15 protein-coding genes are annotated in these 15,234 nt (G+C 63.5%); 8 read left to right on the forward strand and 7 right to left on the reverse strand.

Features of this window, described 5'->3' with window-relative positions; all coding sequences use genetic code 11:
* Positions 1–4: 4 nt before the first annotated feature.
* From rnr to C5L14_RS23800, 5 genes are all read left to right on the forward strand, one after another.
* On the forward strand, positions 5–2,320 hold the full coding sequence (rnr, locus tag C5L14_RS23780; protein WP_245443535.1) for a ribonuclease R: 2,316 nt from the start codon (positions 5–7) through the stop codon (positions 2,318–2,320).
* Positions 2,317–2,724: a DUF983 domain-containing protein gene (locus C5L14_RS23785; RefSeq protein ID WP_105864564.1), complete on the forward strand. Its 408-nt coding sequence runs from the start codon at positions 2,317–2,319 to the stop codon at positions 2,722–2,724. The genes rnr and C5L14_RS23785 overlap by 4 nt, the downstream gene beginning before the upstream one ends.
* A 3-nt stretch (positions 2,725–2,727) precedes the next feature.
* Positions 2,728–3,441 (forward strand): NUDIX hydrolase, encoded by a 714-nt coding sequence (locus C5L14_RS23790; RefSeq protein WP_105864565.1) that lies wholly within the window; start codon positions 2,728–2,730, stop codon positions 3,439–3,441.
* Positions 3,442–3,611: 170 nt separating this feature from the next.
* Entirely contained in the window at positions 3,612–3,779 is a 168-nt protein-coding gene (gene rpmG / locus C5L14_RS23795; RefSeq protein ID WP_068297055.1) for a 50S ribosomal protein L33, read from the forward strand.
* A gap of 83 nt (positions 3,780–3,862) precedes the next feature.
* A complete protein-coding gene (locus C5L14_RS23800) occupies positions 3,863–4,465 on the forward strand; it encodes an MFS transporter (protein WP_181161312.1) in 603 nt (200 codons plus the stop codon).
* Positions 4,466–4,522: 57 nt separating this feature from the next.
* Here the strand turns inward: C5L14_RS23800 and cbbX are convergent, their stop codons facing one another.
* The 6 genes from cbbX to C5L14_RS23830 all read right to left on the reverse strand — a co-directional run bounded on the left by cbbX (position 4,523) and on the right by C5L14_RS23830 (position 11,978).
* Positions 4,523–5,467, reverse strand: coding sequence for a CbbX protein (gene cbbX, locus C5L14_RS23805; protein WP_105864567.1), 945 nt, complete (start codon positions 5,465–5,467; stop codon positions 4,523–4,525).
* A gap of 289 nt (positions 5,468–5,756) precedes the next feature.
* Complete coding sequence (locus C5L14_RS23810; RefSeq protein WP_105864568.1) at positions 5,757–6,179, reverse strand: ribulose bisphosphate carboxylase small subunit; 423 nt, start codon at positions 6,177–6,179, stop codon at positions 5,757–5,759.
* A 183-nt stretch (positions 6,180–6,362) separates the two neighbouring features.
* Positions 6,363–7,823, reverse strand: coding sequence for a form I ribulose bisphosphate carboxylase large subunit (locus C5L14_RS23815; RefSeq protein WP_105864569.1), 1,461 nt, complete (start codon positions 7,821–7,823; stop codon positions 6,363–6,365).
* Between the two features lie 37 nt (positions 7,824–7,860).
* Entirely contained in the window at positions 7,861–9,885 is a 2,025-nt protein-coding gene (gene tkt / locus C5L14_RS23820; protein ID WP_105864570.1) for a transketolase, read from the reverse strand.
* Between the two features lie 142 nt (positions 9,886–10,027).
* On the reverse strand, positions 10,028–10,903 hold the full coding sequence (locus C5L14_RS23825) for a phosphoribulokinase (RefSeq protein WP_105864571.1): 876 nt from the start codon (positions 10,901–10,903) through the stop codon (positions 10,028–10,030).
* Between the two features lie 13 nt (positions 10,904–10,916).
* Positions 10,917–11,978, reverse strand: coding sequence for a class 1 fructose-bisphosphatase (locus C5L14_RS23830; RefSeq protein ID WP_105864572.1), 1,062 nt, complete (start codon positions 11,976–11,978; stop codon positions 10,917–10,919).
* Between the two features lie 126 nt (positions 11,979–12,104).
* Here C5L14_RS23830 and C5L14_RS23835 point away from each other — a divergent pair, with 126 nt between their 5' ends.
* On the forward strand, positions 12,105–13,040 hold the full coding sequence (locus tag C5L14_RS23835) for a LysR family transcriptional regulator (protein ID WP_105864573.1): 936 nt from the start codon (positions 12,105–12,107) through the stop codon (positions 13,038–13,040).
* Between the two features lie 45 nt (positions 13,041–13,085).
* Here the strand turns inward: C5L14_RS23835 and C5L14_RS23840 are convergent, their stop codons facing one another.
* A complete protein-coding gene (locus C5L14_RS23840) occupies positions 13,086–13,454 on the reverse strand; it encodes a response regulator (protein ID WP_105864574.1) in 369 nt (122 codons plus the stop codon).
* A 217-nt stretch (positions 13,455–13,671) separates the two neighbouring features.
* Here C5L14_RS23840 and C5L14_RS23845 point away from each other — a divergent pair, with 217 nt between their 5' ends.
* Both C5L14_RS23845 and C5L14_RS23850 read left to right on the forward strand, forming a co-directional pair.
* Positions 13,672–13,965, forward strand: a complete 294-nt coding sequence (locus C5L14_RS23845) for a DUF3572 domain-containing protein (RefSeq protein WP_105864575.1) — start codon at positions 13,672–13,674, stop codon at positions 13,963–13,965.
* Positions 13,965–15,233, forward strand: a complete 1,269-nt coding sequence (locus tag C5L14_RS23850) for a DNA polymerase IV (protein WP_105864576.1) — start codon at positions 13,965–13,967, stop codon at positions 15,231–15,233. Before C5L14_RS23845 ends, C5L14_RS23850 begins: the two co-directional genes overlap by 1 nt.
* Position 15,234: the final 1 nt, after the last annotated feature.

A 15,234-nucleotide genomic window follows, 5' to 3' on the forward strand; every position in this document is an offset into this window, starting at 1 on the left:
TTCTGTGGTTCGTAAAAACAAACAAGCCGAGGCATTGGAACCCGCCCTGCCCAGCCGTGAAGACATTCTCGCTTTCATCGCGCGCTCGCATGGCCGGGCCGGCAAACGCGAGATCGCCCGTGAATTCGGCCTGGGCGGCGCCGAGAAGATCGCCCTCAAACACCTGCTCAACGAATTTGCCGAGGAAGGCATCGTGCAGCGCAACCGCAAGGGCTTCAATGCTCCCGGCGCCCTGCCCTCCTCCCTCGTTGCCGACATCACCGGCCGCGACCGCGACGGTGAGCTCGTCGCCATCCCTTCGGACTGGAACGAGGACAATGGCAAGCCGCCGCGCATCGTGGTGACCATTCCCAAGCGCTTCGGCGGCGCGGCCCCGGGCGTCGGCTCAAGGGTTCTCCTGCGCATGGCCGATGGCGGCTCGGATCATCAGCCGACCGGACGGGTGATCAAGGTGCTGGAGCGGCTGCGCCAGCGTATTCTCGGCGTCTTCCGCCGCCTTCCCAATGGCGACGGCCAGATCGTGCCGATCGAAAAACGCAATGCCGGACGCGAAATGCTGGTCCGTCCCGAGGATGCCGCCAAGGCCGAGGACGGCGAACTCGTCGCCATCGAACCTTTGCGCGGCGCCCGCCATGGCCCGCCCATGGCGCGCATCGTCGAACGGGTCGGCAAGGTCGGCAGCGAAAAGGCGATCAGCCTGATCGCCATCCATGCACATGACATTCCCTATGTCTTCCGCAAGGACACGCTTGAGGAGGCCGAGGCTGCCAAGCCCACCACCTTGGCCGGCCGCGAGGATTGGCGGCGCCTGCCGCTGATCACCATCGATCCGGCCGATGCCAAGGATCATGACGATGCCGTTCATGCCGAACCGGATTCCGATCCGGCCAATCCGGGCGGACACATTCTCACCGTGGCGATCGCCGATGTCGCGGCCTATGTCAGACCGGACTCGCCCCTCGACCGCGAAGCCCTGATCCGGGGCAATTCGGTGTATTTCCCCGATCGCGTCGTGCCGATGCTGCCGGAGCGCATCTCCAACGATCTGTGCTCGCTGCGAGCCAACGAGGACAGGCCAGCGCTCGCCGTGCGCATGGTCATCGCGGCTGATGGGCGCAAGCTTCGTCACAGCTTTCATCGCGTGATGATGCGCTCGGCCGCCAAGCTCTCATACCAGCAGGCCCAGCGCGCCATCAACGGCGATCCCGATGAGGTGACGGGCCCGCTGCTTGCTCCCGTCCTCCAGCCCCTTTGGGCCGCCTATGCCTGCCTGAAGACGGAGCGCGAGGGCCGTGGGCCGCTCGACCTCGATCTGCCGGAGCGCAAGATCCTCTTGAAGCCCAATGGCATGGTCGACCGGGTGGTCGTTCCCGAACGTCTCGACGCCCACCGGCTGATCGAGGAGTTCATGATCCTCGCCAATGTCGCGGCCGCCGAGACGCTGGAAGCCAAGAAGACGCCGCTGGTCTACCGTGTGCATGACGAGCCCTCGATGGAGAAGATCATTGCCCTGCGCGAGTTCCTCCACACGCTCGACATCCCACTTTCCAAGCAGGGGGCCCTGCGTCCGAGCCAGTTCAACGCCATTCTGGAAAGGGTCGTGGGCACCGACAACGCCCATCTCGTCAATGACGTGGTGCTGCGCTCGCAGAGTCAGGCCGAATATTCGGCGGAGAATATCGGGCATTTCGGCCTCAATCTGCGGCGCTATGCGCATTTCACTTCACCCATCCGCCGCTATTCGGACCTGATCGTCCATCGCGCCCTGATCCGCGCCCTGCATCTGGGCGATGATGGCCTGCCGGCAGAGATGACGCCTGCGATGCTCTCCGAGATTGCTGGCCGTATCTCGGCCTGCGAGCGGCGCGCCATGACGGCCGAGCGCGAGACCATCGACCGCCTGATCGCCCATTTCCTCGCCGACCATGTCGGCGAGATCTTCCAGGGGCGCGTCTCCGGCGTGATCAAGTCGGGCCTGTTCGTCAAGCTGCTCGAAACCGGGGCCGACGGCTTCGTACCCGCCGCGACGATCGGCCACGACTATTATCGCTTCGAAGAAAACGCGCATCAGCTTATCGGTGCAGCCACAGGTGAATCCTTCCAGCTCGGCGATACGGTATCGGTGAAGCTGGTGGAGGCGGCGCCGTTCGCCGGTGCGTTGCGCTTCGAGATCGTCTCGGACGGTCAGAGGCGGCGGGCGCCCGGGCGGAAGGTCGGCGTGGTCAAGCGGCCGCGCATCACCGATCGCAAGGGCAATGCAGCCAAGCGCAAGGCCAAGGCGCTCAAAGGCAAGCGCGCCGGGAAGGGAAGTCGGCGATGAAAAAATATCGGCCCGAGCAGCGCGATGCGGCGCTCGCCATGCGGCGGGGTGCCTTCGGGCGCTGCCCCAATTGCGGCAAGGGCAAGATCTTCACCTCCTACCTCAAGGTCGCTCCCCGCTGCAGTGTCTGCGGAGAGGATCTGTCGCATCATCGCGCCGACGACGCTCCACCCTATTTCACCATGCTGATCGTCGGCCATGTCGTAGTCGCCGGCATCCTCACCTGCGTGATCGAGACGGAGATGCCGCTCTGGTCGCTCGGCGTGATTTTTGGAACGCTCACGGTGGTATTGTCGCTGGTCCTGCTTCCGATGATCAAGGGCGCCATCATCGGGCTGCAATGGGCAAACCGCATGCATGGCTTCTCCGGCAAGGCCGATCCCGACTCGTTTTCTCCTTACTGAGCCATGACCGACATACCCGTCTCGCAACTGAAACCCCGCCCCGTACGCCCCCGCGACTCCGCGTCGTTGATCCTGCTCGACCGCGCCGGCAAGACGCCGCGCATCCTGATGGGCAGACGGCATTCCGGCCATGCCTTCATGCCCGGCGTGATGGTGTTTCCCGGCGGGCGTGTCGAGGCGGCCGATCGCAGCATGAGCGCCTATGGCGCGCTGGCCGCCCATACAGAACGCAGCTTGCTTACGCGCGTCATCAGGCCCTCTCCGGCCAAGGCCAGGGCGCTGGCCCTGTGCGCGATCCGGGAAACCTTCGAGGAAACCGGCATCCTGCTCGGCGAGACCGGGCTCGGGGCTCCGCCGACCAGTAGCCCTCATTGGCGGGCCTTCGCCGAGCACGAGGTCTTTCCATCGCCCGAAGGCCTGCATTTCGTCGCCAGAGCCATCACGCCTCCCGCCATGAAGCGCCGATTCGACACCCGCTTCTTCGTGGCCGATGCGCGTTCCATCGCACACCAGACCGACGGGGTCGTCGGTCCCGACTCGGAACTGATCGAAACGAAATGGCTCTCCTTCGACGAGGCCCGGGCGCAAGATCTGGTCTGGATCACCCGCACCATCCTCGAGGAAGTGGCCAAGAGACTGGAAATTGGCCTGGAGAAGGATGTTCCCGTGCCCTTCTATCGCGAGCAGCGGGGCGTGCGGAGCCGGGAGGAGATCTAAAAGAGTCGGAATGGCCGGCATGAGCGCACAATTCCCGCCAGGACGCTCTTCTTTTGGTTGACTTCAGCGCTTCCATGAGTAGTGTGCGCCAAGATTCAAAAGGGCCGCGCCATTGCGCGGCTTTGCTGCCTTAGCCGATACGGTCCGGTAGCAATATTCGGAGCATCACCATGGCCAAGGCCGCAACCATCAAGATCAAGCTGCTTTCGACGGCAGACACGGGCTACTTCTATGTCACCAAGAAGAACACCCGCACCAAGACCGAAAAGCTCGCGATGAAGAAGTATGACCCCGTCGCGCGCAAGCACGTCGAGTTCAAGGAAACCAAGATCAAGTAAGATCGGTTTCCGGATCGGAATCAAGGGCGCCTTTCGGGCGCCCTTTTGTTTTTGGAAGATGCGTTGGGGGGCTGCAGATGTCGATGTCCGGCGAAACCCGAGGGCCCTCGCGCGGCCTGCAGTTCTTCATCCTGGGCTGCACCCTTCTGGTCATCGGCTTCGGTTCCGGAGCCGCGTCGATCAGCCTCTCGGCCGTTTTTCAGGAGTTCGCGCTCTCCTACGCACTCATAGGCGCCGTCACCTCCGGCGTTTTCCTGGCTCTTATCGTATTGCTCGCACTTGGCGCGCGCCTGCGCGCGGTGCTCGGCGACAAGCCGCTGCTGCTGGTCGCCACCGCCGTCTTCATCATCGGCGCAGTCTTTGGGGGAATTGCCCCCGATTTTTCCGTCTGGGCCATCGGACGCCTGCTTCAGGGAGCAGCGACGGGCTGCCTCCTTTCCGTCAGTCTCGCTTTTGCTACCGACAATGCACGCCGGCAGTGGCGAGGCGATGTCATAGGCGTGCTGCTTGCCGTTTATTTCCTGGGCACGGCAACCGGCCCCGGTGTGGCAGGCTACATTACCGCGTTTTACAGCTGGCGTGACATCTCCTACGCCTCCGCGGCGCTCGGCGTGATCGTGCTCCTCCTGCAAGCCGCATTCGTCACCACGCCGAAACGGCCCGAAATCGAGACCATTTTCGACTGACGCCGTCCGGAACGATCCAAGCGGCACCCGCCAACACACCGCCTTCCACGCTCCTGGTCAGGCCTTCCCGCCATCGGGCTGCGCGCCCTTGGCAAAGACGCGGCTCGCCAGCACATCGGCCGCCTCGATGGTCATGATGTCATCCGCCGTCAGTCGCCGGTCGAGGTCACCGACCAACCGGCTTGCCTGGCGCAGGCGGATACGGTCGAGAGCGTTGCGGATGGAGCGGGCATTGGAAAACAGGGGCTGGGTCTTGCGCAGCTCGATATAGCGGATGAACGCCGCCCGCGCCTCGGCATCGAAGCGGTAATTGCGCTCCTCCAGCATCAGCTCGGCAATCGACAGCAGTTCGGCGTCCTCATAATCGGGAAAATCGATGTGATGGGCGACCCGCGAGCGGAAACCGGGATTGCTGGCGAAGAACTTCTGCATGCGATCTTCGTAACCGGCCAGTATCACCACCAGGTCGTCGCGCTGCGTCTCCATCACCTGCAGCAGGATCTCGATGGATTCCTGGCCATAGTCGCGCTCGTTCTCGGGACGGTAGAGATAATAGGCCTCGTCGATGAACAATACGCCGCCCATCGCCTTTCTGAGGATCTCCTTGGTCTTCGGCGCGGTGTGGCCGATATATTGCCCGACGAGATCGTCCCGCGTCACCGACACCAGATGTCCGCGCCTGACGAAGCCGAGGCGATGCAGGATGTCGGCCATGCGCAGGGCCACCGTGGTCTTGCCGGTACCGGGGTTGCCGGTGAAGGACATGTGAAGGGTCGGCGGATCGTTCGCCAGCCCGATCTTCTGCCGGATGCGCTCGACCATGAGGAGCGAGGCGATCTCACGGATGCGCGTCTTCACCGGCTTGAGACCGACCAGTTCACGGTCGAGCTGGGCGAAGACATCGGCAATGCCGACCGCCTCGAATTCCTGCCTGAGGTCGATGGCCTGCGCTACCGGTGTCCCCGCCTCGCCGGCCTCTTTAACAGTGTTTGCATCGAGCATCGTGGTCCTCGCGAAAGGCTCCGCCGCCCGGCCGGCGGCGGAGCAAGTTGTCCGGTTGGTCGTCAGGGACGGGAGGAACTGCCGTCACCAACCGGACTGGGACACCTCAGCCGTAACGCCAGTGAGCGCTTAGGAAGCGTCGGGAAATAACCGAAGCGCGCCTTTGTCATGCCCGGGCCTGACCCGGGCATCCATCGGCCTTGGAGCCTGGGGGGCGGCTGGATTGCCGGTTCGAGCCCGGCAATGACAAAGGTCGAGCCAATTCGATCCGCTTATTTTCCGACAAATCCTAAGTTCCGTAACGCTGGCCTTCCGGCCGGTCCGCGGCATAGCTGTGGGTAGCGTAGCGGATGTTGCGTCCCACGCTTTCCTGGCGTTCGAGGCGGAACCCGGGCTCGTCCTTCGGGCGATTGACGATGAAGGAGATGCGCAGCGACTCCCAGCCATGGCTGGAATCGAAGCCGGAGATGCGGATATAGCGATCGCCATAGACGCGCCGGCATTCGGCGAGTTCCATCATCACCCCCGCCGCATCGCGCAGGTCGAACATCGGCAGCCCCCACATCTCCCAATAGGTGTTGCGGGGATGGGGGTCGTCGGTGAACTCGATGTTTACGGCCCAGCCCTTCTCCAGGCAGTACTGCACCTGCCGGCTGATCTGCTCGTCGGTGAGATCGGGCAGGAAGGAAAAACACCCTTGTGTGATACGCATTGTCTTTCTCCTCTTGTGATGACTTGCCCTTTACCCTCCCCTCGATGGGGAGGGTCGACGCGCAGCGTCGGGGTGGGGTGACCTTCTCAACCGTCATGGTTCCCACCCCACCCCGGCCTTTCAGGCCGACCCTCCCCATCGAGGGGAGGGTATCGAGTGCTTGGAATGGGTAACGATCTCCTTTCAGGCGGTGACGGCGACGCTGGGCACGAAGTCCGGCGTGTCCGTGGATTCGTAGTTGAAGGTGACGTCCTTCCACACCTCGAGTGCCTGCTTGAGCGGGGTGCAGCTGTTGGCCGCCTTGGCCAGGATTTCCGGGCCCCCATTCAGGTAGTCGCGCCCCTCGTTGCGGGCGAGGATCATGGCTTCCAGCGCCACGCGGTTGGCCGTGGCGCCGGCGGCGATCCCCTGCGGATGGCCGATGGTGCCGCCGCCGAATTGCAGCACCACGTCCTCGCCCAGCAAGTGCAGAAGCTGGTGCATCTGGCCGGCATGGATGCCGCCGGAGGCTACCGGCATCAGCTTGTTGAGGCTGGCCCAATGCTGGTCGAAGAAGACGCCATGCTCGAGGTTGGTCGGATTGAAGTCCTCGCGGCAGATGTCGTAATAGCCGCGCGTGGTGTTGGGATCCCCTTCCAGCTTGCCGACCACGGTGCCGGCATGGATGTGGTCGACACCGGCCAGCCGCATCCATTTGGCGATGACCCGGAACGACACGCCGTGGCTCTTCTGGCGCGTATAGGTGCTGTGGCCGGCCCGGTGCAGATGCAGGATCATGTCGTTGCGGTGTGCCCAGGCCGCCATCGACTGGATCGCGGTATAGCCGATCACCAGATCGATCATCACGATGTTGGAGCCGATCTCCCGGGCAAAGTCGGCACGTTCATACATCTGCTCCATCGTGCCGGCCGTGACGTTGAGATAGGTCCCCTTGATCTCGCCGGACGCGGCCTGCGCCTTGTTCACGGCCTCCATGCAATAGAGGAAGCGCTCGCGCCAATGCATGAAGGGCTGCGAGTTGATGTTCTCGTCGTCCTTGGTGAAATCGAGCCCGCCCTTCAGCGCCTCGTAGACGACGCGGCCATAGTTGCGGCCGGACAGGCCGAGCTTGGGCTTCACCGTGGCCCCGAGCAGCGGACGGCCGAACTTGTCAAGCCGCTCGCGCTCCACCACGATGCCGGTGGCGGGCCCCTGGAACGTCTTCACATAGGCGACGGGAAAGCGCATGTCCTCCAGGCGCAGCGCCTTCAGCGGCTTGAAGCCGAAGACATTGCCGATGATCGAAGCCGAGAGATTGGCGATCGAACCCGGCTCGAACAAATCGAGGTCATAGGCGATGTAGGCGAAGTATTGCCCGGGCGCGTTCGGCACCGGGTCGACCCGGTAGCATTTGGCCCGATACTTTTCCGCCGCTGTCAGCCTGTCCGTCCACACCACCGTCCAGGTGGCGGTGGAGGATTCGCCCGCCACGGCTGCCGAGGCTTCGATCGGGTCGACGCCGTCCTGGGGCGTCACGCGAAACAGCGCGATGACGTCGGTATCCCTGGGTTCGTAGTCGGGCTCCCAATAGCCCATCTTCTTGTATTCCATCACGCCGGACCGGTAGCGATCTTTGCCGCGGACGGTTTGTGTGTTCACATTCATCTCGTCCTCCTTGGTTTTCAGGAAATGGCGCCCGCTCTCATTCGGCTCGCCCGGACAAGAGCCGGCGCGCGACTTCGGCGACGGCGGCAGGCGTGATGCCGAACTCCCGGTAGAGATCGCCGGCCGGCGCCGAGGCGCCGAAGCCCGTCATGCCGATGAAGACCCCGTCCTCCCCGAGCAGGCGGGACCAACCCGCCTCGACCGCCGCCTCCACGCCGATACGCGGCGCGGTTCCCAATACCGCCTGGCGGTAGACCGGCCCCTGCCGGCGGAACAGCTCGAAACAGGGAGCCGACACCACGGCGGCACCGACGCCCTCCTTCGCCAGGAGTTCAGCCGCCTCCACGGCGACCGAAACCTCCGAGCCGGTGGCGACAAGGGTGACCTCCCGCGGGCCCGGCGGTTCGACCAGCACATAGGCGCCGAGCGCGGCCCCGTTCACGCCGCAGTCGGAACGCAGCGTCGGCAGGGCCTGGCGCGACAGGCAGATGACGGAGGGTTGCTTCTCGGCCGCAAGGGCGCACTCCCATGCTTCGGCGGTCTCGACAGCGTCCGCCGGCCGGAACACCAGGAGATTGGGAATGACGCGAAGCGCTGCCAGATGCTCCACGGGCTGGTGGGTCGGGCCATCCTCGCCGAGACCGATGGAATCATGCGTCATCACATGGATCACGCGCACTCCCATCAGAGCCGCCAGCCGGATCGCCGGCCGCGAGTAATCGGCAAAGGCCAGGAAGGTGCCGCCGAAAGGGATGAAGCCGCCGTGCAGGGCGATGCCGTTCATGGCTGCGGCCATGCCATGCTCGCGCACGCCGTAATGGATGTAGCCGCCGGAGAAATCGTCGGCCTGGACCGGCTGCAGCCCCTTTGCCTGGGTCAGGTTGGAATGGGTGAGGTCGGCCGAGCCGCCCAGGAGATTGGGCTGGGCGGCGACGATCGCATCGATGACGCGCTGGGAAGCCTGCCGCGTGGCGATGTGCGGGGTATCGCTGGCAAAACGCTGGCGGATTTCGGCCAAGGCGCGCTTGAGCTCGGCACTCGCCCGGCCGTTGAGAGCATCGTCGAACGCACGCCTCTCGGGCTCACCAGTATCGTGCAGCCTCTGCTGCCAGGCCTCGTGCTCGGCCTTGCCGCGGGCTCCCACGGCCAGCCACGCCTCGCGGATTTCCGACGGAATCTCGAAAGGCTCGTGCGGCCAGTCGAGGACTTCTCGCGCTGCCTGGGTCTCCTCGGCACCGAGCGGAGCACCATGCACCTTTTCGGTGCCCTGCCGATTGGGCGCGCCGAAGCCGATGATAGTCCGGCAGGCGATGAGCGAAGGCCGCTCCGTCGCCCGTTCCTCCGCGATCGCCTTCGCCACCGCCTGGCGGTCATGGCCGTCGACCCGGCGCGTCGACCAGCCGGATGCCGCAAAGCGGGCGAGCTGGTCGTCCGAACAGGAGAGCGAGGTAGCCCCGTCGATCGAGATCTCGTTGTCGTCGAACAGTACGATCAGCTTGCCGAGTCTGAGATGACCGGCCAGCGAGATTGCCTCATGGCTGATCCCCTCCATCAGGCAGCCATCGCCGGCAATGACATAGGTGTGGTGATCGACCAGATCGTCCCCGAAGCGGGCATTGGCGAGGCGTTCGGCCAGCGCCATGCCGACGGCCGTCGCCAATCCCTGCCCGAGCGGTCCGGTCGTGGTCTCCACGCCCTGCGTGTGACCAAATTCGGGATGACCCGGCGTCCTGGAGCCCCATTGCCGGAAGGACTTCAACTCTTCCAGCGTGAGTTCGGGGTAGCCGGTGAGATGCAGGAGACCATAGAGCAGCATCGAGCCATGCCCTGCCGAGAGCACGAAGCGGTCCCGATCGGGCCAGGCGGGAGCCGATGGGTCGAACTTCAGGAAACGGGAGAACAGCACGGTGGCGACATCGGCCATGCCCATGGGCATGCCGGGATGGCCGGACTTGGCCTTCTCCACGGCATCGATGGCCAGGAAGCGCAGGGCATTCGCCATGTCGCGATGCGGCACCGAGGTCTCGAAAGTGGCTGATGGTGTCGAGATATTCACGGGCATGTCCTCCCATTCCGCTGCCCAGGGCAGACGGTGGCGGTTCACGGAAAGGCTCTGTGTCTGCTAGTCGGCCCCTGGATCCCCTTCCCCTCGCTCTCTCGCGAGTGGCTTGGCCGGGGATGACAAAAAGCTCGCGTACGAACGGCTAAGCGGCGCGTTTCTTGCGGTCGACCAGTTGCAGGATCAGCGGCGTCAGGATCAGTTGCATGGCCAAATCAAGCTTGGAGCCATGGATGACGATGGAGTTGGCCCGCGACATGAAACTGTTGGGGATCATCGACAGCAAATAGGGAAAATCGATCCCCCGCGGTGTCTGAAAACGGATCACCACCATCGATTCATCCGGCGTCGGGATCCAGCGCGCGATGAAGGGATTGGAGGTATCCACGGTCGGCACGCGCTGGAAATTGATGTCGGTGTGGGTGAATTGAGGGCAGATATAATTCACGTAGTCAGGCATGCGCCGCAGGATGGTGTCGGTCACCGCTTCGGTCGAATAGCCCCGCGTGCTGCGATCGCGGTGCAGCTTCTGGATCCATTCGAGATTGATCACCGGTACGACACCGATCTTGAGATCGGCATATTTGGCGACGTCGACCTCGTCGGTCACCACCGCCCCGTGCAGCCCTTCATAGAAGAGCAGATCGGTGCCGGGCGGCAGCGGCTTCCAGGGCGTGAAGGTGCCGGGCGGTGCGCCGTAGAGAATCTCCTCCTCGTCGTCATGGACATAGTGGCGTGTGGTGCCGGTTCCGTGATTGCCATAGTCGCGGAACAGCGCCTCCAGTTCGGCGAACAAATTGGTCTCCGGGCTGAAATGGCTGAAATGCTTGTTGCCCCTGGCCGCCTCCTCGGCCATGCGACTGCGCATCTCGGCCCTGTCGTAGCGGTGAAAGGAATCGCCCTCGACATAGGCAGCCTCGATGTTCTCCCGGCGGAAGATCTGCTCGAAGGTGCGTTTGACCGAGGTCGTGCCGGCACCGGACGAGCCGGTAATGGAAATGATCGGATGCTTGATCGACATGGCATTCCCCGGCTCATACGCGGAAGAGGCCGCGATTGGCGAACAACGGCGCCGAAGTCGGCGGCCACAGGCCCGGCCTGTTATGCAGCCTTTCCAAATGGGCGACCTTGTTCGAGGCCCCGAGAATCAGCGGTACGCGCTGATGCAGAGACGTCGCCCGGATATCGAGAATGCGGATCCGGCCGTTGGAGCCTGCCCCGCCTGCCCTCTCCATCAGGAAAGCCATGGGATAGGCTTCATAGATGAGCCGCAGCCGCCCCTGCCCGTAGCCGATCCTGGCATCGGCGGGATAGAGATAGATGCCGCCGCGGGTAAGCGCGTGGAACGTGTCGGCCACCAGCGCACCGTGCCAGCGCATGTTGTGATCCCGCCCCGAGGGGCCATCCGCCCCAGCCTGGCATTCGTCGATGAAGGCCCGCACCGGCTCCTCCCAATGCCGGTAGTTGGAGGCATTGATGGAATATTCCGGCTGGTCCCGGTCAGGCAGGCGCACATTGGGCCGGCTCAGCCGGAACTGGCCTCTGCGGCGGTCGAGGGTGAAAATATCCACGCTCTCGCCGAGCGAGAGCACCACAGTCGTCTGCGGACCATAAATGACAAAGCCCGCGGCGAGCTGGCTGGTGCCGGCCGGCCAGATCAGCGTGCGATCGGCCGCCGAAGCCCGCACGAACTCATCGGGTGTGGGCATGATGGAAAAGATCGTACCGGCCGGCATATTGAGCTCGAGATTGCCGGAGCCGTCCACCGGATCGATGGCGACGCATAGGGGCTGGCTCGCATCCCAGATTTCCAGCTCGTCGGCCTCCTCCGACGCGAAGGCAGCGATCGGGCAAGCTTTCAGCGCTTCCCGGAACTGGCGGTCGGCCCAGACATCCACCTCCTTTTGTTCGTCTCCTCCGACAGCATAGCCGCGCGTCTCCTCGACGATGTCGGCGAGGTTGCCGAGCGACACCGCTTCCGACACATGAATAGCCGTCGCGGCGAGGCTGGCGACGACTTCGGCCACCGCGACCCTGAGCATGTCACTGCCAGCCTGGCGGGTGAGATAGGCGTCCAGAGACGGCTTGTCGGTCATCGGCATTTCCCCCGGATGATGCCCGGCTCGGGGCATCGTTATTTTTCCGATTCTTCGAAGACCTTGACCCAAAATGGAAAATAATAGAAATTTTGTTTTCTTCGCCTTTGCTAAAGTTTTCCTTATATGGCTGTCCGGCTGCGAGACATCACCCGTCGGCAACTGCGCGCCCTGGCCGCAATCGCCTCGAGCGGCTCGGTGACATCGGCCGCCAAGCACCTGCATCTCACCCAGCCCGCGGTGACGTTGCAGTTGCGCAATCTGCAAGACCTTGCCGATCTGCCTTTGTTGCAGCGAACGGGCGACGGGATGATCCTCACCGACGCCGGCATCGAGATGCTGCAATTGCACGGCCGCATCGAGGCGGCCATTGCCGATTGCGAAGCCACGTTGGGCATCATTTCGGGCAAGACCGCCGGGCGTGTCTCGATCGGGGCCGTCAGCACGGCCAAATATTTCGTGCCCTTCATCATTGCGGCTTTCTCGCGCGCCCATCCTCGGATCGAGGTGAGACTGTCGATCGGCAATCGCGCTGAAATCATGCAGGCCTTGCGCGACTACAAGCTCGACGTCGCCATCACCGGCCGCCCTCCTCCCGACATCGAGGTCGAGAAACACCTGATCGGCCAGAACCCGCATGTCATCATCGCATCGCGCAATCACTGGCTGGCAAAAGAGAGAGGCCTCGCCGCAGTCGATTTGTCGCATGAGACCTTCCTCACGCGCGAGCCGGGCTCGGGCACCCGCATGCTGATGGAACGCCTGTTCGAGCAGACGGAACTGGCCCCCCATATCGGCATGGAATTCGACTCGAACGAAACGATCAAACAGAGCGTGATCGCCGATCTCGGCATCGCCTTTCTCTCCGCCCATACCGTTGCGACGGAATTGGAGGACGGCCGCCTGGTGACGCTGGACGTTGCAGGCCTGCCCGTGACGCGACAATGGTTCGTGATGCGCCGGGTCGACAAGGTGCTGCTGCCCCCGGCCCAGGAGGCTCTGGACTTCATCGCCAGGGAAGCGTCTCAATATCTGCCGCGCCCGCGCCTCAGCCACGATTGACTTAACGGAGCGCGATGATAGTGGGTCGATCTCCAGATCGGCCGCCTACTCTCCCAGGAAGCCCCGCACCGTTTCCAGGAACTTCGCCACGGAGATCGGCTTCGACAGATAGGCCTCGCATCCCCCCTGGCGGATGCGTTCCTCGTCGCCCTTCATGGCGAAAGCGGTGATGGCGACCACCGGGATCGACCTCAGCTCGTCGTCGTCCTTGAGCCAGCGCGTCACCTCCAGGCCGGAAACCTCCGGCAGCTGGATATCCATCAGGATGAGGTCGGGACGATGCTCCCGCGCCAGGTTCATCACATTGATACCGCTGCGGGTTTCCACGATGTCGTAGCCATTGGCTTCCAACAGATCATGGAAGAGCTTCATGTTGAGCTCGTTATCTTCCACGATCAGGACTTTCTTGGCCATGGAGACCCTCGTCTGCGCCAAAGCATCTTGCGATCTGGCAAACATCCAGGAATCGCAAAGACGCATCAATACAAAGAGTTAGAACAAGGAAGCGTTTTCAGCAAAACGCACTTTGCTCTAGAATGAACCGCGGATATCGGGGCTGCGAATCTGTTTTCAACCACGCCCGCCTATAAGCACGTTGTTAGCAGTCAGTCCTTACCAAACGGGAAATCGAATGTTCAGGCAGACCGCCGGGCAGGCAGCCCAAAAGCAACGCGCCGAAGAAATCGCGACGGCGGCTCTCGGCTTCATTGCCGCCGATGAAGATCGACTCAATGGTTTCTTCATGGCGACCGGCCTGTCGCCCGACGAAATTCGCAGCGCCGCTGCCAAGCCTGGATTTTTCGCCTCGGTATTGCAGCACGTTCTCTCCGATGAAGAGAGTGCGGCAAGCTTTGCAACGGAAAATGGCCTCTCGCCCGAGGACTTGCAACGGGCGGCGTTCCAGCTCGGCATTCGTTGGGACTGATGAGCGCGCTCTGCCGGGATTGTCTTGGCGAGGCCGGCGAGGCGGATCGCTGCCCTGCCTGCCGCTCGCCTCGCATCATCAGGCATGCGCAGCTCGAGCGCCTCGCCATCGCCCATGTCGACTGCGACGCCTTCTACGCCACGATCGAGAAGCGCGACGATCCGTCCCTGGCCGACAGGCCGGTGATCGTCGGCGGTGCCAAGCGCGGCGTGGTCTCGACCGCCTGCTACATCGCCCGCACCTTCGGCGTCAGATCCGCCATGCCGATGTTCCAGGCATTGAAGCTCTGCCCGGATGCGGTGGTCGTCAGGCCCAATATGGAGAAATATGTCGAGGTCGGCCGACAGGTTCGCGACATGATGCTGGCTCTCACGCCGCTGGTCGAACCGCTTTCGATCGACGAGGCCTTCCTCGACCTCAGCGGCACCGACCGCCTGCACCATGCCAGCCCTGCGCGCACATTGCTGCGCTTTGCCAACCAGGTGGAGAAGGAGCTGAGGATCACCGTATCCATCGGGCTCTCTGCCAACAAATTCCTGGCCAAGACGGCTTCGGATCTGGAAAAACCCCGCGGCTTTGCCGTGCTCTCGCCGGAGGAGGCGCCGGATTTTCTCGCCCCGCGCCCGATCTCCTTCATCTGGGGCGTCGGCAAGGCCGGCGCGGCTCGCTACGAAAAGGACGGGCTTCGCACCATCGCCGATCTGCAGAAAGCCGGAGAGCTGACCCTGATGCGGCGCTACGGCGTCGAAGGCCAGCGGCTTGCCCGCCTCGCCTTCGGCCGCGATACCCGCAAGGTCGATCCGGAGGGCGACCGCAAATCCGTCTCGGCCGAAACGACCTTCGAACATGATCTGGCCAGCGGCGAAGCCCTGCTTCCGATTCTCTGGCGTCTGTCGGAAAAGGTTTCTTCGCGCCTGAAGAAATCCGCCATCGCCGGCTCGACCGTGACGCTGAAGCTGAAATCGGCCGACTTTCGTATCCGCACCCGCGCCCAGAGCCTGCATGAACCGACACGCCTGGCGACGCGCATCTTCGAAACCGGCAAGAAGCTGTTGTCGAAGGAGACCGACGGTACCCAATATCGCCTGATCGGCATCGGCGTCACCGGCCTCACCGACATGGCCGATGCCGATCACGGCGATCTCGCCGATCCCCATGCCAAACGGCTGGTCGCAACCGAGGATGCCATCGACGCCGTCCGCGCGAAATTCGGCAGGACGGCCGTGCAAAAGGGCATCGCCTTCAAGCCCGACAGGGGCGAAGCCTAGG

This window comes from Labrys okinawensis, from assembly GCF_002982075.1.
GTDB classification, from domain to species: Bacteria; Pseudomonadota; Alphaproteobacteria; order Rhizobiales; family Labraceae; genus Labrys; species Labrys okinawensis_A.